Source organism: Arsenicibacter rosenii, from assembly GCF_001870735.1.
Classification (GTDB): Bacteria; Bacteroidota; Bacteroidia; order Cytophagales; family Spirosomataceae; genus Arsenicibacter; species Arsenicibacter rosenii.
Genome location: NZ_MORL01000002.1, coordinates 397,732 through 413,654 on the forward strand (window position 1 = coordinate 397,732; position 15,923 = coordinate 413,654).

The following is a 15,923-nucleotide window of genomic DNA, read 5'->3' on the forward strand; positions in this document are numbered from 1 at the left end:
GAACTCCCCGAACGTTTCAGAACGTTCGGGGAGTTAAACTCAAATCAGTTAACAGTCACAGGAATAACTTTCATAACCGGTATAACCCGGCGAAATGGCGCCGTTAATGGCGACAATCTTCTTCACTGGTATTTCATCCCCTGTCGCCACCAAAAGAGTATCTACCCCGTCTTTTGATACGCGCCCTTTTACCAGTACATCCGTTTTAATGTATTCGTGAAGGTCGGTCATGTATTCAATCCGAACAAAACGGCGATCGGTGGCTGCCGTGTCAATTTGCTGTTCGAAGGTATTCGGTAGGTTTGTGGTCGATTCCATAGTAGTGGTCCTTGTTTTATGGAATAACAAATGCACCTAGCTGAAACGTTCCGGATTAAACGGCGCCAGATCAAGGCTTGCCGTTTGTCCGGATAACGCTTCGGCAACCAGCTTACCCGTTGCCGGTCCGAGGCTGACCCCCATCATGCCGTGACCCGTTGCCAGCACCAGATTCTCAAAACGATGCACAGGACCAATGTACGGAATCCCGTCCGGCGAGCAGGGACGCAGCCCCCGCCAGACCGACTCCGCCGCCGGTAGTTTAACCGGCAGTTCGGGGTAGTAGCGGTTGATCGCTTCGGAGATGCCCCGTACACGATTGATGTTGACCCGCATGTCGGTACCGGCTACTTCGAGTGTCCCCGCAAACCGAAGGCTGTTGCCGATGGGTGTGGCTGTGGCGCGGGCTTCGAGCATAATGGCAGGCACGCGGATATTGGCCGGGAGATCGGACTGCATAAAGCTGTAGCCTTTACCACCCTGTAAGGACAGCGATAAACCCAGCAGTTTCGCCAGCTCCGGCGACCAGGCACCGGCCGCAACAACCACCGCATCGGTTTTATAGGCTCCCTTATTGGTAATCACCTGCTGAATGGCTTTGCCTTGTGTCTCGAACCGGACAACATCTTCGCCTTCAACAATGTCAACCCCCTTTTTCCGCAGATAACCGACCAGTTCCTGAATCAGTTTATTGGGGTTGATGTGCGCATCGCCGGGATAATAAACAGCCCCGCGTACGGTAACGCTTACGTCGGGCTCCAGTGCCTGAACCCCTGCACACGAAAGTACCTGCGCATCAATGCCGGCGCGGTTGGCGATCCGGGCTTCTTCGGCCATTTCGTGTTCGTTATCGTGGGTCTGATATAACATCAGCAAACCACGTTCATGCCAGCCAAAATCGACCTCCGCCGAAGCTGCCAGATCCTGATACAGTTTTTTGCTGAGCAGACTCAGGTCGCGGAGTACCGGAATCGCCCGTTCTACGTGTTCGTCCGTCGAATGCTGCCAGAAAAGGTATCCCCAGCGCATGAGTTCCCAGCTAAGCCGGGGTTTGACGTAGAAAGGGCTGGTCGACTTCAGCATCCAGCGCATGCCTTTGGCAATCATGCCCGGCTGGGCGAGCGGAATGATGTGGCTTGGCACGATCATCCCGGCGTTGCCGTGCGAACAACTGTCGGCAAAGTGATTCCGTTCGATGAGCCGGACCGTGTGGCCGGCCTGTTGCAGGTAATACGCCGAGAATAAGCCGCTTACCCCTCCGCCAATAATGGTAACGTTCATAGAGTAGCAAAACACCGGACAAAACGTTGTCCGGTGCTGTGTTTAGATAACCTGAAAGCCGTGTACGTACGGGTCTTCTTCGTCGAATAAAATATGGTTGAACCCGTGAATGATGGCCCATCCTTCAATACTCGGCACAATCGCCGGTTTACCACCCAGCTCCGTTTCGGCTTCGATCCGGCCGATAAACTTCGAACCGATGATACTTTCGTGAATAAATTCTTCGCCGGGTTTCAGCCAGCCTTTGGCATACCACTGCGCGAGCCGCGCCGATGTCCCGGTGCCGCACGGTGACCGGTCGATGGCCTTGTCACCGTAGAAAACAGCATTGCGGGCGGTTGATGTCGGGTCGAGTGGTTGGCCGGTCCAGAGAATGTGGCTCAGGCCTCGGATGGTTGTGTTTTCGGGATGCACAAAGCTGTGGTGTTCGTTGAGGCGCTGCCGCAGCACACGGCTCCACGTCACCAGCTGGTCGGCAGTGTAGTGCTGTAGCCCCGGAAAGTTCGGCTGCGGGTCAACGATGGCGTAAAAGTTGCCGCCGTAAGCCACATCCACCGTCAGGGTGCCTAAATCCGGGCAATCCACGGTCAGGTTTTCAGCGGCCAGATACGACTTGATGTTCGTAATTTTCACCGACTTCACCTTGCGGCCCTCCTGCCGGTATTCGATCCGGACCAGCCCTGCCGGTACTTCCAGATTCAGCAGACCGGGCGTTTTAGGCGTAATGAGCCCTTGCTCGATGGCAACGGTTACGGTCCCGATGGTACCATGGCCGCACATAGGCAGACAGCCCGAGGTTTCGATAAACAATACCCCGGCATCGTTGGCCGGATCCGACGGCGGATACAGAATACTGCCCGACATCATGTCGTGGCCACGGGGCTCAAACATCAGCCCTTTCCGGATCCAGTCGTATTCGGCCAGAAAATGCTGCCGTTTTTCGCTCATCGTAGCGCCTTGCAGGTGCGGAATGCTACCTCCCGTTACCACGCGGACAGGGTTGCCGCAGGTATGGGCGTCGATGCAGAAGAATGTTTTCATTAAAGACAAAAAGAATAAGGGCCTGAACGATTAGCCTACCAGCACCGGACGCGTTGCCAGCGACGATTCGATCACGTCGAGAACGCGCTCGCGCTCAGCACCGGTCAGCGTCAGGCGGGGCGCCCGGACATACTCAGAACCGATGCCGGTGGCAGCGGCCGCTAATTTAATATACTGCACGAGTTTTGGCTGAATGTCGAGCTCAAGCAACGGCATAAACCAGCGATAAATCTGGAGGGCTTCCTCAATCTGACCGCTTTTCACGAGTTCATAAATGGCAACGGTCTCCTGCGGGAAGGCATCTACCAGACCGGCTACCCAGCCATCTGCGCCCAGCACGAGGGCCTCAAGTGCCAGCGTATCCACACCGCCAAGGATGTTGAAGCGTTCACCGAAGGCATTACGCATGCGGGTGATGTTGGTCAGGTCGCGCGTTGATTCTTTTACGGCAGCAATATTCGGAACATCTGCCAGGGCTTCGAACATAGACAGCGTAATCGCAATTTTGTAGTCGACCGGGTTGTTGTAGAGCATGATCGACAGGCTGGTGGCTTCGGCAACGGATTTGAAGAATACCGTTGTTTCGTGCGAGTCGGCGAAATACCGCATTGGCGGGAGCAGCATCAGGGCGTCGGCACCGTTGGCTTCGGCTTCTTTCGCGGCGGCTATGGCTTCGCGGGTAATCGATTCGGCAACATTCATGATCACCGGAACGCGGCCGGCGCTGACCTCCAGCGCGGTTTCCAGCAGCTGCAGGCGCTCCGAACGGGTAATGGTACTGGCTTCGCCCAGCGAGCCGCCCAGAATCAGGCCATGTACGCCCGCGTCGATCTGCGCGTTAAGGTTTTTACGGAACAGCGGTAAATCAAGTTCGTCGCCGGCGGTGAACGGCGTCAGGATGGCGGGGTAAACCCCTTGCCAGGAAACAGGTATTGCCATGGGTAGTCGGTTGTATATGTCTTGAAATCAAAGTTCTGCAAAAAGTAGCAGAACAGCTAAACTGAATTTAATAGATTCTGATACTTTTTTTGCCTATATTTTCAGTAATCTTGCAGTTGCATAACAAACAAGTATCAATGAAGGCTCTTTTGTTTCGGGTACCGGCGGTCGATGACCGGTCGTTCCGTGTTCAGGAGGACGTAGAGGCACATTTCTACGGGCGTTTACACTTTCATCCCGAAATTCAGCTTACCCTGATCCGCGAAGGCGAAGGGTCGCAGATCATCGGGGATAAAATTGATCGTTTCCGGCCCTACGATGTACTGCTGCTGGGAGCAAACCTGCCGCATGTTTTCCGTAGCGATCCCGAATATTACGATACTCAAACGGCATTGCGTTCGGTATCCTACAGCATCTTCTTTATGCCTGATCAGGTGCGGCTCTTTGGCCTGCCTGAAACCGCTCATCTGATGCAGTTGCTGAATGATGCCCGGCATGGCGTACGACTCCGGTGCCAGGAGCCGACAGCCCTGACCGACATGCTCGAATCGCTGCCTCATCAGCGGCCGTTTGAGCAACTGGTAACGCTCATGCGGGCCATGGATGAACTGGCGAATCATCCGGCCCGGGAAGTGCTGTCGACCAGTGCTTATGAACAGCCCCGCCGCCCCGACGATCACCAGCGACTCGATCAGGTGTTTAATTACCTGTTGCTGCACTATGCCTCACCCATTACGCTGGAAGATGTGGCCGATGTAGCCAATCTGACACCGACGGCCTTTTGCCGGTTCTTTAAAATTCATACCCGGAAGACATTCTCACAGCTCCTGAACGAAATCAGGGTCGAACACGCGTGCCGGCTGCTGTTGCAGTCGGAGCAGTCGATCAGCCAGATTGCCTTTGCCTGCGGTTTTACAAACCTTTCTAACTTCAACCGCCAGTTTAAGGCCATCACCGGCAAAACGCCCGGGCAGTACCTGAAGACGGGAAGGCTTGATGCTTGATACTGGATACTGGATGCTGGATACTGGATGCTGGATACTGGATGCTTGATGCTGGATATGTAGAACGGAATGATATTCCGTTGCGAAGGTATCCCGTTTGGCAAAACTATTTTTTACAAAATGAGCCTGTTTCCTTGCGGTAGGCGGGGGAGAAGATTGACTGACAGATAAGCGATGAACTATTCCATGAATAATTATTTGACTAGCCTTGGATTGACCCTTACCCTGTTTGCCGGTCAGTCTGTACATGCACAAAACCCGACTCCCTACAACTGGAAAAACCTGCCGAAAATCACGCAGCCCGTTTTCCAGAAAGACACGCTGACAATCACGGCCTACGGTGCGAAACCGGATGGGTATACGCTGAATACAAAAGCCATTAACGCCGCCATTCTGGCCTGTAGTCAGAAGGGAGGGGGCGTGGTACTGGTGCCCGCCGGTTTGTGGCTGACGGGGCCGGTTGAGCTGAAAAGCAACGTAAACCTGCATCTGAAAAAGGCCGCAACCCTGCTGTTTACGACCGATAAAAGTCAGTATGCACTCGTTGAAGGCACCTACGAAGGCAAACGGGCCGCGCGGAATCAGTCGCCGGTATCGGGGAGTAACCTCGAAAATGTGGCCATCACCGGCCAGGGCATTGTAGATGGCAACGGCGATGTCTGGCGGGCAGTTAACAAAAATCAGCTGACCGAAAGCCAGTGGAAAGAGAAAGTAGAGTCGGGCGGCGTGTTGAAAGACGACGGTAAGACGTGGTATCCGAGTGAGCAGTTTAAACGGGCGAGCGTCGGTAACCGCAGCATGCTGCTTACCGATGGCAAGACCCCGCAGGATTTTGCCGATATGAAGGATATGCTGCGGCCGAATCTGGTGGTGTTTACCAACTGTAAAAACGTGCTGCTGGAAGGTATAACGTTCCAGAATTCAGCGGCCTGGTGTCTGCACCCGCTCATGTGCCAGAACCTGACCATCCGGAACGTGACGACCAAAAATCCGGAATACGCCCATAACGGCGACGGGATGGACATTGAATCCTGCAAAAACTTCCTGATCGAAGGCTGTACGCTCGACGTGGGCGATGATGCGATCTGCATCAAGTCGGGTAAGGACGAAGAGGGCCGTAAGCGGGGAATGCCGACTGAAAACGGCGTGATCCGCAACAATACGGTGTACAACGGCCACGGTGGGTTTGTGGTCGGCAGCGAAATGAGCGGCGGTGCGCGTAATATCTTTGTCTACAACTGCACCTTCATCGGTACCGATAAAGGCCTCCGCTTTAAGTCGGTGCGGGGCCGTGGCGGGGTGGTGGAGCACATTTATGCCAAAGATATTTTTATGAAGGACATCGCGCAGGAAGCCATTTTCTTCGACATGTACTACTTCGTCAAGTTTGCGACCGACGGTGAGCGCGACATGCGGCCGGTGGTTAACGAAGGAACGCCGGTCTTCCGCGACATGCATTTTGAGAATATTGTTTGTCACAGGGCAACAAAAGGCGTTTTTGTGCGTGGGCTGCCCGAAATGCCGGTCAAAAACATCGTGATGGAAAAGCTGTTTCTGCAGGCCGACAAAGGCGTTGAACTGATTGATGCCAGCGGTATTCAGATCAGACAGGCACAGTTTGTAACAAAAGAAACAAAGCCGGTGATTCTGGTCGAAAACGGGCAGCAACTGACCTTCGATGGGATTACCTACGACCCGAACGCAAGCTTGTTGTTTTCGATCAACGGTGAACGGAGTCAGCAAATCAGCGTGACCCGCACCGATCTGACAAAAGCGCAGAAGAAGGCCGAATTTGGCCAGGGAGCTTCGGAACAAAGCCTGAAAACCGCGCTGAAATGAGGCACTTTCGGGTAATTTGCTGGCTGGTTGTTGCCCCCGTCCTGCTTCGGGCACAGCACCCCGTACCGGTAAAACCGCGCATACTGATCAGTACTGACATCGGGGGCACCGATCCCGACGATAACCAGTCGATGGCCCATTTTCTGATGTACAGTAACCTGTTTACTACCGAGGGGCTGATTTCGTCGCCTTCGTACGGCAACGGCACGAAACAGCATTTACTCGACATGATCAGTCTGTATGAGCAGGATTTGCCAAAGCTGGAGAAACAGGCCAAAGGCTATCCGTCGCCGGATGCCCTGCGGGCCATCTGCAAGCAGGGGCGGCACGGACTACTGCCGTTCAAGGGCTATGCCGCCGCTACCGAAGGCTCCGACTGGATCATCAAATGCGCCCGCAAGCCCTCCCCGCAACCGCTTTGGATACTGGTCTGGGGCGGCCTCGACGACGTAGCGCAGGCCCTGCACGACGCCCCGGATATTCAGGAGAAAATCAGGGTATACTGGATTGGTGGCCCCAATAAAAAATGGGGAGCTAACGGTTATGCCTACATCGCCGGACATTTTCCGGACCTGTGGCTGATCGAAGATAACGGCTCGTATTATGGCTTGTTTACCGATACGGCCGCCCCGGACAGTCTCCGGAACGATCGCTATTACGACCGCTACATCCGCGGTGCCGGCCACCTGGGCGATGATTTCAAAAACTACTACAAGGGCAGTGTGAAAATGGGCGATACGCCCTCGCTGCTGTACATGATGGACGGCGACCCTGCCAATCCGCTCAAAGCAAGCTGGGGCGGCAGTTTCACGCGGTTTACCCATAGCCCCCGGTTTGTCTTTACGCGCAACACCACCCTGAGCGACACCGTGACGGTATATTCGGTGGCAGAGTTCCGGTTCAAGGGGCCGGTTATTAATCTGCCGCCGGATTCAGCGTGTTTTACGATGGCGGTTAAGGCAAAGATCGGGCAGCAGACGTGGCCGGGCTATTACCTGGGCGACGGGAACTACGCGGTCCGGTATTCGCCCAAGCAAGCCGAAACGCTGACGTATACGATCACCGCCAACATCGCCGGTTTCGCCGAACAGCAGGGCCGGTTTGTGGTCCGGAACGGCTGGCCGGGCAAAACTACCCCCGATGACTACCGGTTAGGCCGTAACTGGTTTACCGACCGGCCCGACGCGCAACTGTTCGAAGGCATTCAGCAGGGCGGCAAAACTGTCTCCGTCTGGCGCACCGCCATCCTGCTCGACTGGGCCAAACGGTGGGCGTGGCTGCGGTAGGAGAAGCTATTGGCCAATGCGCCATTAGCATGGGGCCGCAGCCCATTGTGCCGGTTCAGGGTCATGAAATGACTCAGCGAACGTCGGTACAGGAGGAGGTTAGGATGAAATACCTCTTTCCCGGGTAACCGCGTTTGGGAAGCCGGCGCGTTCTGCTGTAAATTCGCACGATTGGTTCTGCATGTCTACGGCATAATGAACACTTCCCTGAGCCAATACATGTATGCCAATATCAAAAAACGAAACGTCTGCTGCCTTTGCAGACACCAAACCGCATTACCATATTCTGGACGGATTACGGGGCGTGGCTGCTATCACGGTAGTCTGTTTTCACCTCTTTGAGGCATTTGCAACCAGTCATATTGATCAGGGAATCAACCATGGGTATCTGGCGGTCGATTTCTTCTTTATCCTGTCCGGTTTTGTGGTAGGCTATGCCTATGACGACCGTTGGGCAACCATGACGGTCGGGGCGTTTCTCAAACGCCGGTTTATCCGGCTGCATCCCATGGTGGTGCTGGGGGCGGTTATCGGAGCGATGATGTTCTATACGCAAGGCTGCGCGGCCTGGGACGTATCAAAGGTAACGGTACCGATGCTACTGGCAGCAACGCTGCTCAATGCCTTTCTGATTCCGGCCACGCCCGGTTTCGAAATCCGCGGCGTTGGCGAAATGTTCCCGTTAAACGGGCCGAGCTGGTCTTTACTGTTTGAGTACATCGGCAATATCCTGTATGCGCTGATTCTCCGCAAGCTGTCGGATACGGCACTTTGGGTACTCGTTTTACTGGCCGGTTGCGGGCTGGCCACCTTTGCGATCCGGGGGCCGCTCGGCGATATATGCGTCGGATTTGCGTTGACAGACGAAAACATGATTGGCGGTTCGCTGCGGTTATTATTCTCGTTTTCGGCGGGTTTGCTGCTGTCCCGTGTGTTTAAGCCCCGAAAAATAAACGGAATGTTCTGGATCGGCAGTCTATCGATTATCGTCCTGTCAGCGATACCGCGCATCGGCGGCAGCGAACAGCTATGGATGAATGGGGTCTATGATGCCAGCTGTGTGGTTATAGCCTTTCCGTTGCTGGTTTATTTTGGTGCGTCAGAATCGGTGACCAGTCCTGTTGTTAAGCGGCTTTGCACGTTTCTGGGTGATCTTTCTTACCCGCTGTATATGGTCCATTACCCGTTTATTTATCTGTATTTTGCATGGGTAAAAAACGAGAACCTCACGTTTGTCCAATCGTTGCCCGGGGCTATCGCCCTGGTTGCCGGATCCATCGTATTGGCGTATGTATCCCTGAAAGCTTACGATGAGCCGGTACGCCGGTTTCTGACAAAACTCCTGTTACGGACCCACCGATAACGTGTATTGTCTGCGGATTAGCCGGACCTGATCCCGGGCTAATCCGCAGACAGTACATTTACCGCTCCACTACCAAACGGTGAATAATCCGGGCAGGGACGGTTACGAATTCGGGGCGGTCGGTCAGTTCACGGTTGAGGTCGGCCAGGGCACGCTCCAGCAGGTAGGTTTCTAGCATCATGGTCCGGTCGGCTTCGTCGGCAGGTATAAACGAACAGCCCGCGACCGTATCCAGATAGGCCCGCAGGAAAAAGCCGCTCATGCCTTTCGCCCATAACCGCGCAAACGGAAGGAGCCCCGTAATGTCGGCTTCCTGTACCTGCCGCGTGGCCTGAATGCCCTCATAGGCGATGTAGTAAAACGACCGGATCATCGACGCCACATCGCGCAGCGGCGACCGCTTGAGCCGGCGCTCGCTGTAACTGCGGGTCGGGTCGCCCACAAAATCCTCGATGGCGAGGTCTTTGCCCGTGAGCAGAATCTGCCCGAGGTGGTAATTGCCGTGAATCCGGATTTTAGTGGCCTCCAGCTTGTGGGTATAAATCCGTTTCAGCACATCCAGCACCGCCTCCTTGTGGCCGACAATGTTGTCGACTTCTTTTCGTGCCGATTCAGGCAGGCTGTGCAGGTGGCGTTCAATCTGCTGATACCCTTCGCGAACCAATGACTGCATACCGGCAAAAAGCGAGCGCTGGTAATGCAGGGAAAACGACTCAGGGCGGAAATCCGGTAGCTGACTGTCGGCCAGGGCCATGTGTAGCTGTGCTGTCCGGACGCCCATCAGGCGGGCTTCTTCCGCAGCCGTGTTCCCCAGTAATACCTTCAGATCTTCCGGCAGGTCGTCGAACGCCAGCGGATTAGCCAGCGTACCGGCCAGTTTCGTCGGCAGGTCGGCGCGGTTGCGGGCCAGAATCCGCTCGATGTAATTGTTGATGCGCTCCTGCATAAACGTCCGGCCATCGCCGTGGTTTTCGATCAGGTCCTGCATCATGCCCAGCACAATCGTATCCTTGTCCTGCTGCCATTCAATAGCACCCCGATAGGCCGGAATGTGCGCATAGTGCGCTTCATCGGTCAGGTAGCGGGTGATTTCCAGATCAGGGTTAATGGCCGGATCGACCTTGCGGTAGAGCTTCAGGAAGTAACAGTTGTCATAGGCCAGGCCGGTGTAGCCGTCTACCGAGGTATGTACCTTTACCTTGAGTTGCTCATCGCTACAACGGTTGGCCAGCGCCTCTTTGCCCTGAAATAGTAACCGGCTACCGGCCGATGCGCCGATCCGCTGGTTTTGAGCCATATGGGTCAGCAGGGTCTGCTGCAATTCGGATGTGAACAGGGCGTCACACAAGACGCCTTCGGTATCGCCGATCCGCAGGCGGGCAATGACGGAATCCGGACAGGTTTCGGCCAGTTTTCCGGCGCCGAAACCCAGCGGCAGAAAATACGTCTCCGGCAGACCGCTTTTGTACGTCGCCTCCACAAGCAGGAAAACGACGGAACCATCGCCGGTTTGGACCGTTGCCTGCCGGCTGATACTCAGGCTATGCAGACTCCGGTCTCTGCCGCTGAACCAGTTCATGCGGGCAAAATAGGCTGGCAGCAACGTTTGTTCGAGATCACTGCCGAAGCTCGACAGCAGGTCTTCCCAGCGGTTGAGTGTGAGCGACGGCCATTCGTCGGACTGGCGGATGGCCGTATTGACCGGCTCCAGCACAAACCACTCGTACTCATACGGCGCCATGGTAAAGAAATACGGAACGCCGTCGCGCACTTCGGGGAACCGGTTTTTGCTGAATACCTCAACCGGCCGGTAGCCCGCAAAGCGTGACAGATCAATTTCGGCCGGTTGCGAGTACTTCGACAGGTTCACCACGATCAGAATCGTTTCGTCTTCATACTGCCGGGTATAGGCCAGAATTTTCGGATTCTCGACCGGCAAAAACGTCAGGTCTCCCCGCCCGAAGGCTTTGAAGCGCTTCCGCATGTTAATCATCCGTTTGGTAAACCACAGCAACGACGAGGTATTCTGCCGCTGCGTTTCCACGTTGACCGACTCATAGTGATACGCCGGGTCCAGAATCACGGGCAGGTATAGCTTCTGCGGGTTGGTGGCCGAAAAACCGGCGTTCCGGTCGGGCGACCATTGCATCGGTGTGCGTACACCGTCGCGGTCGCCGAGGTAAAAGTTATCCCCCATCCCGATTTCGTCGCCGTAGTAAATCACCGGTGTGCCACGGAGCGAAAACAGCAGGCTGTTGAGCAGCTCAATTTTCCGGCGGTCGTTGTCCATCAGTGGGGCAAGCCGGTGGCGGATACCGAGGTTAATGCGTGCTTTCGGATTTTTGGCGTAGGTTTTATACATGTAATCCCGCTCTTCGTCGGTCACCATTTCGAGCGTCAGTTCGTCGTGGTTACGCAGGAAAATGGCCCACTGACACGTCTCCGGAATAGCCGGCGTCTGGTCGAAAATATCGGTAATCGGGTAGCGGTCTTCCATCTGCACGGCCATAAACATGCGCGGCATGACCGGAAAATGATAGTTCATATGGCACTCATCGCCGTTGCCGAAATACGACGCCGATTCTTCCGGCCACATGTTGGCTTCGGCCAGAAAGACCGTGCCGGGGTACTTCTCGTCGACGTGTTTCCGGAGCTTTTTAAGGTATTCGTGGGTTTCGGGCAGGTTTTCGCCGTTGGTACCTTCCCGCTCAAAGAGATAGGGAATGGCATCGAGCCGGAAGCCGTCGACGCCCATTTCGCACCAGTAGTCGATGATCGTAAAGATTTCGGCCTGCACCAGCGGACTGTCGTAGTTGAGGTCGGGCTGGTGGTGGAAAAACCGGTGCCAGTAGTATTGGCCGGCTACAGGGTCCCATGTCCAGTTGCTGGCTTCGAAATCCTGAAAAATAATCCGCACATCCTTGTACTGCGTCGGGTCGTCGGTCCAGACATAATAATCCCGTTCCGGCGATCCTTTGGGCGCTTTGCGGGCCCGCTGAAACCATGGATGCTGATCAGAGGTATGGTTAATGACCAGCTCGGTAATAACTTTCAGGTTGCGTTTGTGAGCCTCATCCAGAAACTGCCGGAACTGATCGAGATCGCCGTACGACGGGTTGATGCTGTAGTAATCAGCAATGTCGTAGCCATCGTCGCGGAGCGGTGAGGGGTAAAACGGCAGTACCCAGACGGTCGTAACGCCGAGTTCCTGTAAGTAGTCTAGTTTTTGGATAAGTCCCTGAAAATCACCGATTCCATCACCGTTGCCGTCGCTGAACGCCTTAATGTGGAGTTCGTAAATGATGGCGTCCTTATACCAGTGCAGTTTATCGTCGAGGGTTATATTTTGTGGATGCATAGCCAGTTGTTGTTCATGAACGTTGATATACGATTAGTTATACAACGCCCTGAACGACAAAATGGCCCGGAATTTTTAGGTAATGTACGCTGGATGAATGTGTAAAGCCCGCTCCATTAATAGTACTGACCACTGTTTTGTCATGCTGAGCCTGCGAAGCATCCTGGGCCTTGCTGAAGCCCTTAGCGGTGAGATGCTTCCTGCGTCAGCATGACAAAAAAGAGGGTAAAGAAATGATAACAAATGCAAGGGTTTTGTATTTTCATGGGAAAAGCATACTTCCTGCCGTTATTAACAACAGCGTAAACCGTCTAACGTTTTTTATCACAGTTCATTTACGCCGTCACTACTTGACTTGTCTGTATGCAGTCACTTACACCACTTTACCATCTCATCCGCTTCGAAATTAACTACCACCTCCGCCGGCCGGTTACCTATGTGTTTGCCCTGCTCATTGCCGGGCAGGCAGTCTGGTACAGTCAGCGGTTGTTTGACTATTACGCCAATGACAAAACGTTCGTCAACTCACCGGCGAATATGTATCTGGTGATGGCCTCGTTCGGCATGGCTATTGCCGTCATGGCGTCGATATTGGCGGGTCAGTCGATTACCAAAGACCTTGACCACAAGGTAACAGGTTATATGTATAGTTTGCCCATGTCGAACCATACCTACCTGATCGGTAAGTTTCTGGGAACATACATCACCGTGCTTTTACTGTCCCTGTTCTATCCGGTTGGCGTGCTGGTGCTGCCATTGTTTTTTCCGGACCAGACCGGTCCGTTCTACATCGGTCCGTTAATCGATGCGTTTGTCCGGGTGGTACCGCAGAACATTCTGCTGGTAACAAGCATGGCTTTTGCCCTGACGGTATTTACCCGCCGGATGTTGGGGGCGTACCTGACCATGCTGCTGTTCATGGTATATTTCCTGCTGATGGAATCGAACCGGGAGGCAGCTTTCGAAAGTGACCTGCTGATGCTCGATCCGTTTTGCTTCGGTATTACAAAGGACACCGTAGATGGTCTGTCGACAGCTGAGCAAAATACCGGTTACCTGCCATTTGCCGATTTTTTCATCATTAACCGGTTGCTGTGGCTGGGGGCGGCTCTCGGGCTGCTCGTCAAGGCGGATGCTCAGTTTTCATTTCAGGATTTTGTGGAACAACCACAGTCCCGCCGGCAATCGCCTAAAGTCATTGAGAATTTTATTCCGCAAACAACCGGTCTGCCGGTGATGATGCCGCTTTTTACAACTGCCGCCCGTCTGAAACAGGCTGCCTGGCTGACATGGCTGGAGTTCAGGATGCTGTTCCGTCAGCCCGTAGCAGTACTCAGTCTGTTGGCAGTTATGCTGCTGACCGTTGCCTATGCCTATCTGTACCGTACAGAGGGCGCTGATCAGTTTTTATTACCCCTGACGAGTCAGATCACGGCACTTCGTCATCCGATTGGGATTGCCTTGTCGCTCCTCCTCATCATTCTGACCGGTGAGCTGAGCTATCGCGAGCAGACAACGCGGTTTCAGCTTATTTACGATACATTGCCGTTTCCGGCCTGGGTAACGCTGTCGGCAAAAGTATTGACGATGGTGGTGCTGGCGCTGGGTTTGTCGCTGGGCCTGGGACTGGCCGGTATAGGCGTTCAGCTGGCAAACGGGCTGGCGTCAGACATAAACGGAGCGCTTTATACCCGTGATTTGCTGCTGGATGGGTTTAGCGGATTTGTGCAGCGCATTATCCTGACAGTACTGATCACAACTCTGATCCCGAACCGGTATGCCGGTCTGTTTGTGTCCATACTGGTGTACCTGTTGCTGGTTACGGCCGATGCGGTCGGGATTGGTGTTCCGGTCTACAGCTTCCTGCCCGCCGCTGCGGATTACTCCGAACTGACCGGTTACGGCCTGTATGCCGCTATCCAGCCTTACTATGTGCTGCTGTGGTGGCTGGTAGCCGGCTTGTTGTTCCTGCTGGCCCTTGGCTGGCAACCACGCGGTATAGAAACCCACGCCACGGCCCGTATCCGGCAATGGCAGCAACGGATCAACCGTCCGTACCGGCTGGCGCTGCTGGCCGTAACCATCCCGCTGCTGATTGTTTACGGACTGATATTGCATTTACCGGAGATAAAGCCTCCGGTAGCCTTTACCCCGCAAAACTGGACGCCCCCGGCTAGCCAGCAACAAGTAAACTACACCATCCGGACCGCTCAGGGTACGATTCCGGTCACGATCTACGCGCAGCATACGTATAACCTGCCCCTGATCAAACAAGCCATTACCGATGCGCTTCAATCTGGTTCAGCGGTGTTGGGCAAATATCCCTATCCGTCGCTGACGGTTGCGGAGGTACCGTTTCAGGGAGATCCTGCCATATCCGTAGCAGGGCAGATTAATCTGTCGGAGAGGCGGGGTTGGTTTACAGACATTGTGCGCGAAGGTCCCGACGAAACTTACCTGCTCGTATCACGGCTGGTGTTTGAGCAATGGCTGGGCACCCAAAACGTTGATGAGCCTGCAACAGGGCTTGTGCAGCATGGTATCGCTGAGTTTCTGGCTTTACAAGCGCTGGTTAACCGATATGGTGAACTAAAGCTACCCGTGCAGATGGCGAAACATTTCAGGCTATATAAGAAAGGGCGCGGACGGGAAAAAGGTTATGAACCGACATTAGCGGAAAGTGCGCAGAAACCATATGTTGACATTCATAAAGCCAGTTTAGCATTGCATGATCTGGGGCAGATCTGGGGCTACAAAAAATTAAATGAATGTATCGGACAATTCTACAGCACAACTATCGGGGCTGGTAAGCCGGAAAAGGCTACTACACCAGCGCTTTTACGGCAACTCAATGCCCGGATGCCTGACTCACTTACTGCTCAACTGGTTAATTTTACAAAACGGAATTGGTTTGATATCCAGATCGGTGGTATGATTCAGCAGGCTGATGGTGTGGTGTTTAAAATTATAGCGGATAAGTGGCAGGATGATGGCACTGGCAACCAAACAAAGGCGCGGATAGAAGATTGGATACAGGTGGCACTGTTGGACGAACAAAAGCGTATTCTGAGCCGGAGGGAGCTATTCGTCGGACCTGATGAGCCGCCGATCACATTAGCTCTCCAGCCTAAAGCTAAATACATCGCCGTCGATCCGCTTGGCACACTACCTGACCTCAACCGGCGGAATAACCTCAAGCGATTGGTAGTCGACTAAGCAAATTTAGACTTACTTCCAGCCAAAATGAGCATATATAAACAACTATTTTCCATATTGATCTGAAAGAGCGGTAAAATACTACCAATCTTCGGTAAAGCAGGCAAAGCTATGTTTTCGGGAAAAGAGTAAGTTTGATGTACCTTTTGTGTAAAACGAGAAACTATACAAAAAGATGTTAAGGGACTGACAGAAACAGCTAACTACCTTGGATAGCTGTTTTTTTTGTAGGTTCTGTGTAGAAATTCGTTTACAGGCTCTTTTCAGAATAAGCACTT

At 53.9% G+C, this 15,923-nt stretch carries 10 protein-coding genes; 5 read left to right on the forward strand and 5 right to left on the reverse strand.

Annotated features, from left to right (window positions below; translation table 11 throughout):
• Positions 1-48 precede the first annotated feature (48 nt).
• From BLX24_RS05635 to BLX24_RS05650, 4 genes are read right to left on the reverse strand one after another with little or no spacing between them, the layout of a single operon-like run.
• On the reverse strand, positions 49-318 hold the full coding sequence (locus BLX24_RS05635) for a hypothetical protein (RefSeq protein WP_071502103.1): 270 nt from the start codon (positions 316-318) through the stop codon (positions 49-51).
• Positions 319-354: 36 nt separating this feature from the next.
• Positions 355-1,599 (reverse strand): NAD(P)/FAD-dependent oxidoreductase, encoded by a 1,245-nt coding sequence (locus tag BLX24_RS05640; RefSeq protein WP_071502104.1) that lies wholly within the window; start codon positions 1,597-1,599, stop codon positions 355-357.
• Between the two features lie 42 nt (positions 1,600-1,641).
• Entirely contained in the window at positions 1,642-2,640 is a 999-nt protein-coding gene (locus BLX24_RS05645) for a 4-hydroxyproline epimerase (protein WP_071502105.1), read from the reverse strand.
• Positions 2,641-2,670: 30 nt separating this feature from the next.
• Positions 2,671-3,579 carry a dihydrodipicolinate synthase family protein gene (locus BLX24_RS05650; RefSeq protein ID WP_071502106.1) on the reverse strand — a complete coding sequence of 303 codons (909 nt, stop codon included), beginning with the start codon at positions 3,577-3,579 and terminating at the stop codon, positions 2,671-2,673.
• Between the two features lie 137 nt (positions 3,580-3,716).
• Between BLX24_RS05650 and BLX24_RS05655 the strand changes: the two genes are divergently transcribed.
• From BLX24_RS05655 to BLX24_RS05670, 4 genes are all read left to right on the forward strand, one after another.
• Complete coding sequence (locus BLX24_RS05655; RefSeq protein WP_071502107.1) at positions 3,717-4,583, forward strand: helix-turn-helix domain-containing protein; 867 nt, start codon at positions 3,717-3,719, stop codon at positions 4,581-4,583.
• A gap of 186 nt (positions 4,584-4,769) precedes the next feature.
• On the forward strand, positions 4,770-6,422 hold the full coding sequence (locus BLX24_RS05660; protein ID WP_071502328.1) for a glycoside hydrolase family 28 protein: 1,653 nt from the start codon (positions 4,770-4,772) through the stop codon (positions 6,420-6,422).
• On the forward strand, positions 6,419-7,708 hold the full coding sequence (locus BLX24_RS05665; RefSeq protein WP_071502108.1) for a nucleoside hydrolase-like domain-containing protein: 1,290 nt from the start codon (positions 6,419-6,421) through the stop codon (positions 7,706-7,708). The genes BLX24_RS05660 and BLX24_RS05665 overlap by 4 nt, the downstream gene beginning before the upstream one ends.
• A gap of 223 nt (positions 7,709-7,931) precedes the next feature.
• A complete protein-coding gene (locus BLX24_RS05670; RefSeq protein WP_071502109.1) occupies positions 7,932-9,071 on the forward strand; it encodes an acyltransferase family protein in 1,140 nt (379 codons plus the stop codon).
• A 58-nt stretch (positions 9,072-9,129) separates the two neighbouring features.
• On the opposite strand, the gene treS is transcribed toward BLX24_RS05670, so the two are convergent.
• On the reverse strand, positions 9,130-12,429 hold the full coding sequence (gene treS / locus BLX24_RS05675; protein WP_071502110.1) for a maltose alpha-D-glucosyltransferase: 3,300 nt from the start codon (positions 12,427-12,429) through the stop codon (positions 9,130-9,132).
• A gap of 363 nt (positions 12,430-12,792) precedes the next feature.
• Here treS and BLX24_RS05680 point away from each other — a divergent pair, with 363 nt between their 5' ends.
• The gene (locus BLX24_RS05680; protein WP_071502111.1) at positions 12,793-15,645 is read left to right on the forward strand and encodes an ABC-2 transporter permease; all 2,853 of its coding nucleotides are present in this window, start codon (positions 12,793-12,795) and stop codon (positions 15,643-15,645) included.
• Positions 15,646-15,923 lie beyond the last annotated feature (278 nt).

What these genes read in the sequence shown, in the direction of transcription:
- BLX24_RS05660 (WP_071502328.1), top strand. Translation starts at nt 4,770, where the DNA reads ATGAATAATTATTTGACTAGCCTTGGATTGACCCTTACCCTGTTTGCC.
- treS (WP_071502110.1), bottom strand. Translation starts at nt 12,429, where the DNA reads ATGCATCCACAAAATATAACCCTCGACGATAAACTGCACTGGTATAAG.
- BLX24_RS05655 (WP_071502107.1), top strand. Translation starts at nt 3,717, where the DNA reads ATGAAGGCTCTTTTGTTTCGGGTACCGGCGGTCGATGACCGGTCGTTC.
- BLX24_RS05640 (WP_071502104.1), bottom strand. Translation starts at nt 1,599, where the DNA reads ATGAACGTTACCATTATTGGCGGAGGGGTAAGCGGCTTATTCTCGGCG.
- BLX24_RS05680 (WP_071502111.1), top strand. Translation starts at nt 12,793, where the DNA reads ATGCAGTCACTTACACCACTTTACCATCTCATCCGCTTCGAAATTAAC.
- BLX24_RS05645 (WP_071502105.1), bottom strand. Translation starts at nt 2,640, where the DNA reads ATGAAAACATTCTTCTGCATCGACGCCCATACCTGCGGCAACCCTGTC.
- BLX24_RS05635 (WP_071502103.1), bottom strand. Translation starts at nt 318, where the DNA reads ATGGAATCGACCACAAACCTACCGAATACCTTCGAACAGCAAATTGAC.
- BLX24_RS05665 (WP_071502108.1), top strand. Translation starts at nt 6,419, where the DNA reads ATGAGGCACTTTCGGGTAATTTGCTGGCTGGTTGTTGCCCCCGTCCTG.
- BLX24_RS05650 (WP_071502106.1), bottom strand. Translation starts at nt 3,579, where the DNA reads ATGGCAATACCTGTTTCCTGGCAAGGGGTTTACCCCGCCATCCTGACG.
- BLX24_RS05670 (WP_071502109.1), top strand. Translation starts at nt 7,932, where the DNA reads ATGCCAATATCAAAAAACGAAACGTCTGCTGCCTTTGCAGACACCAAA.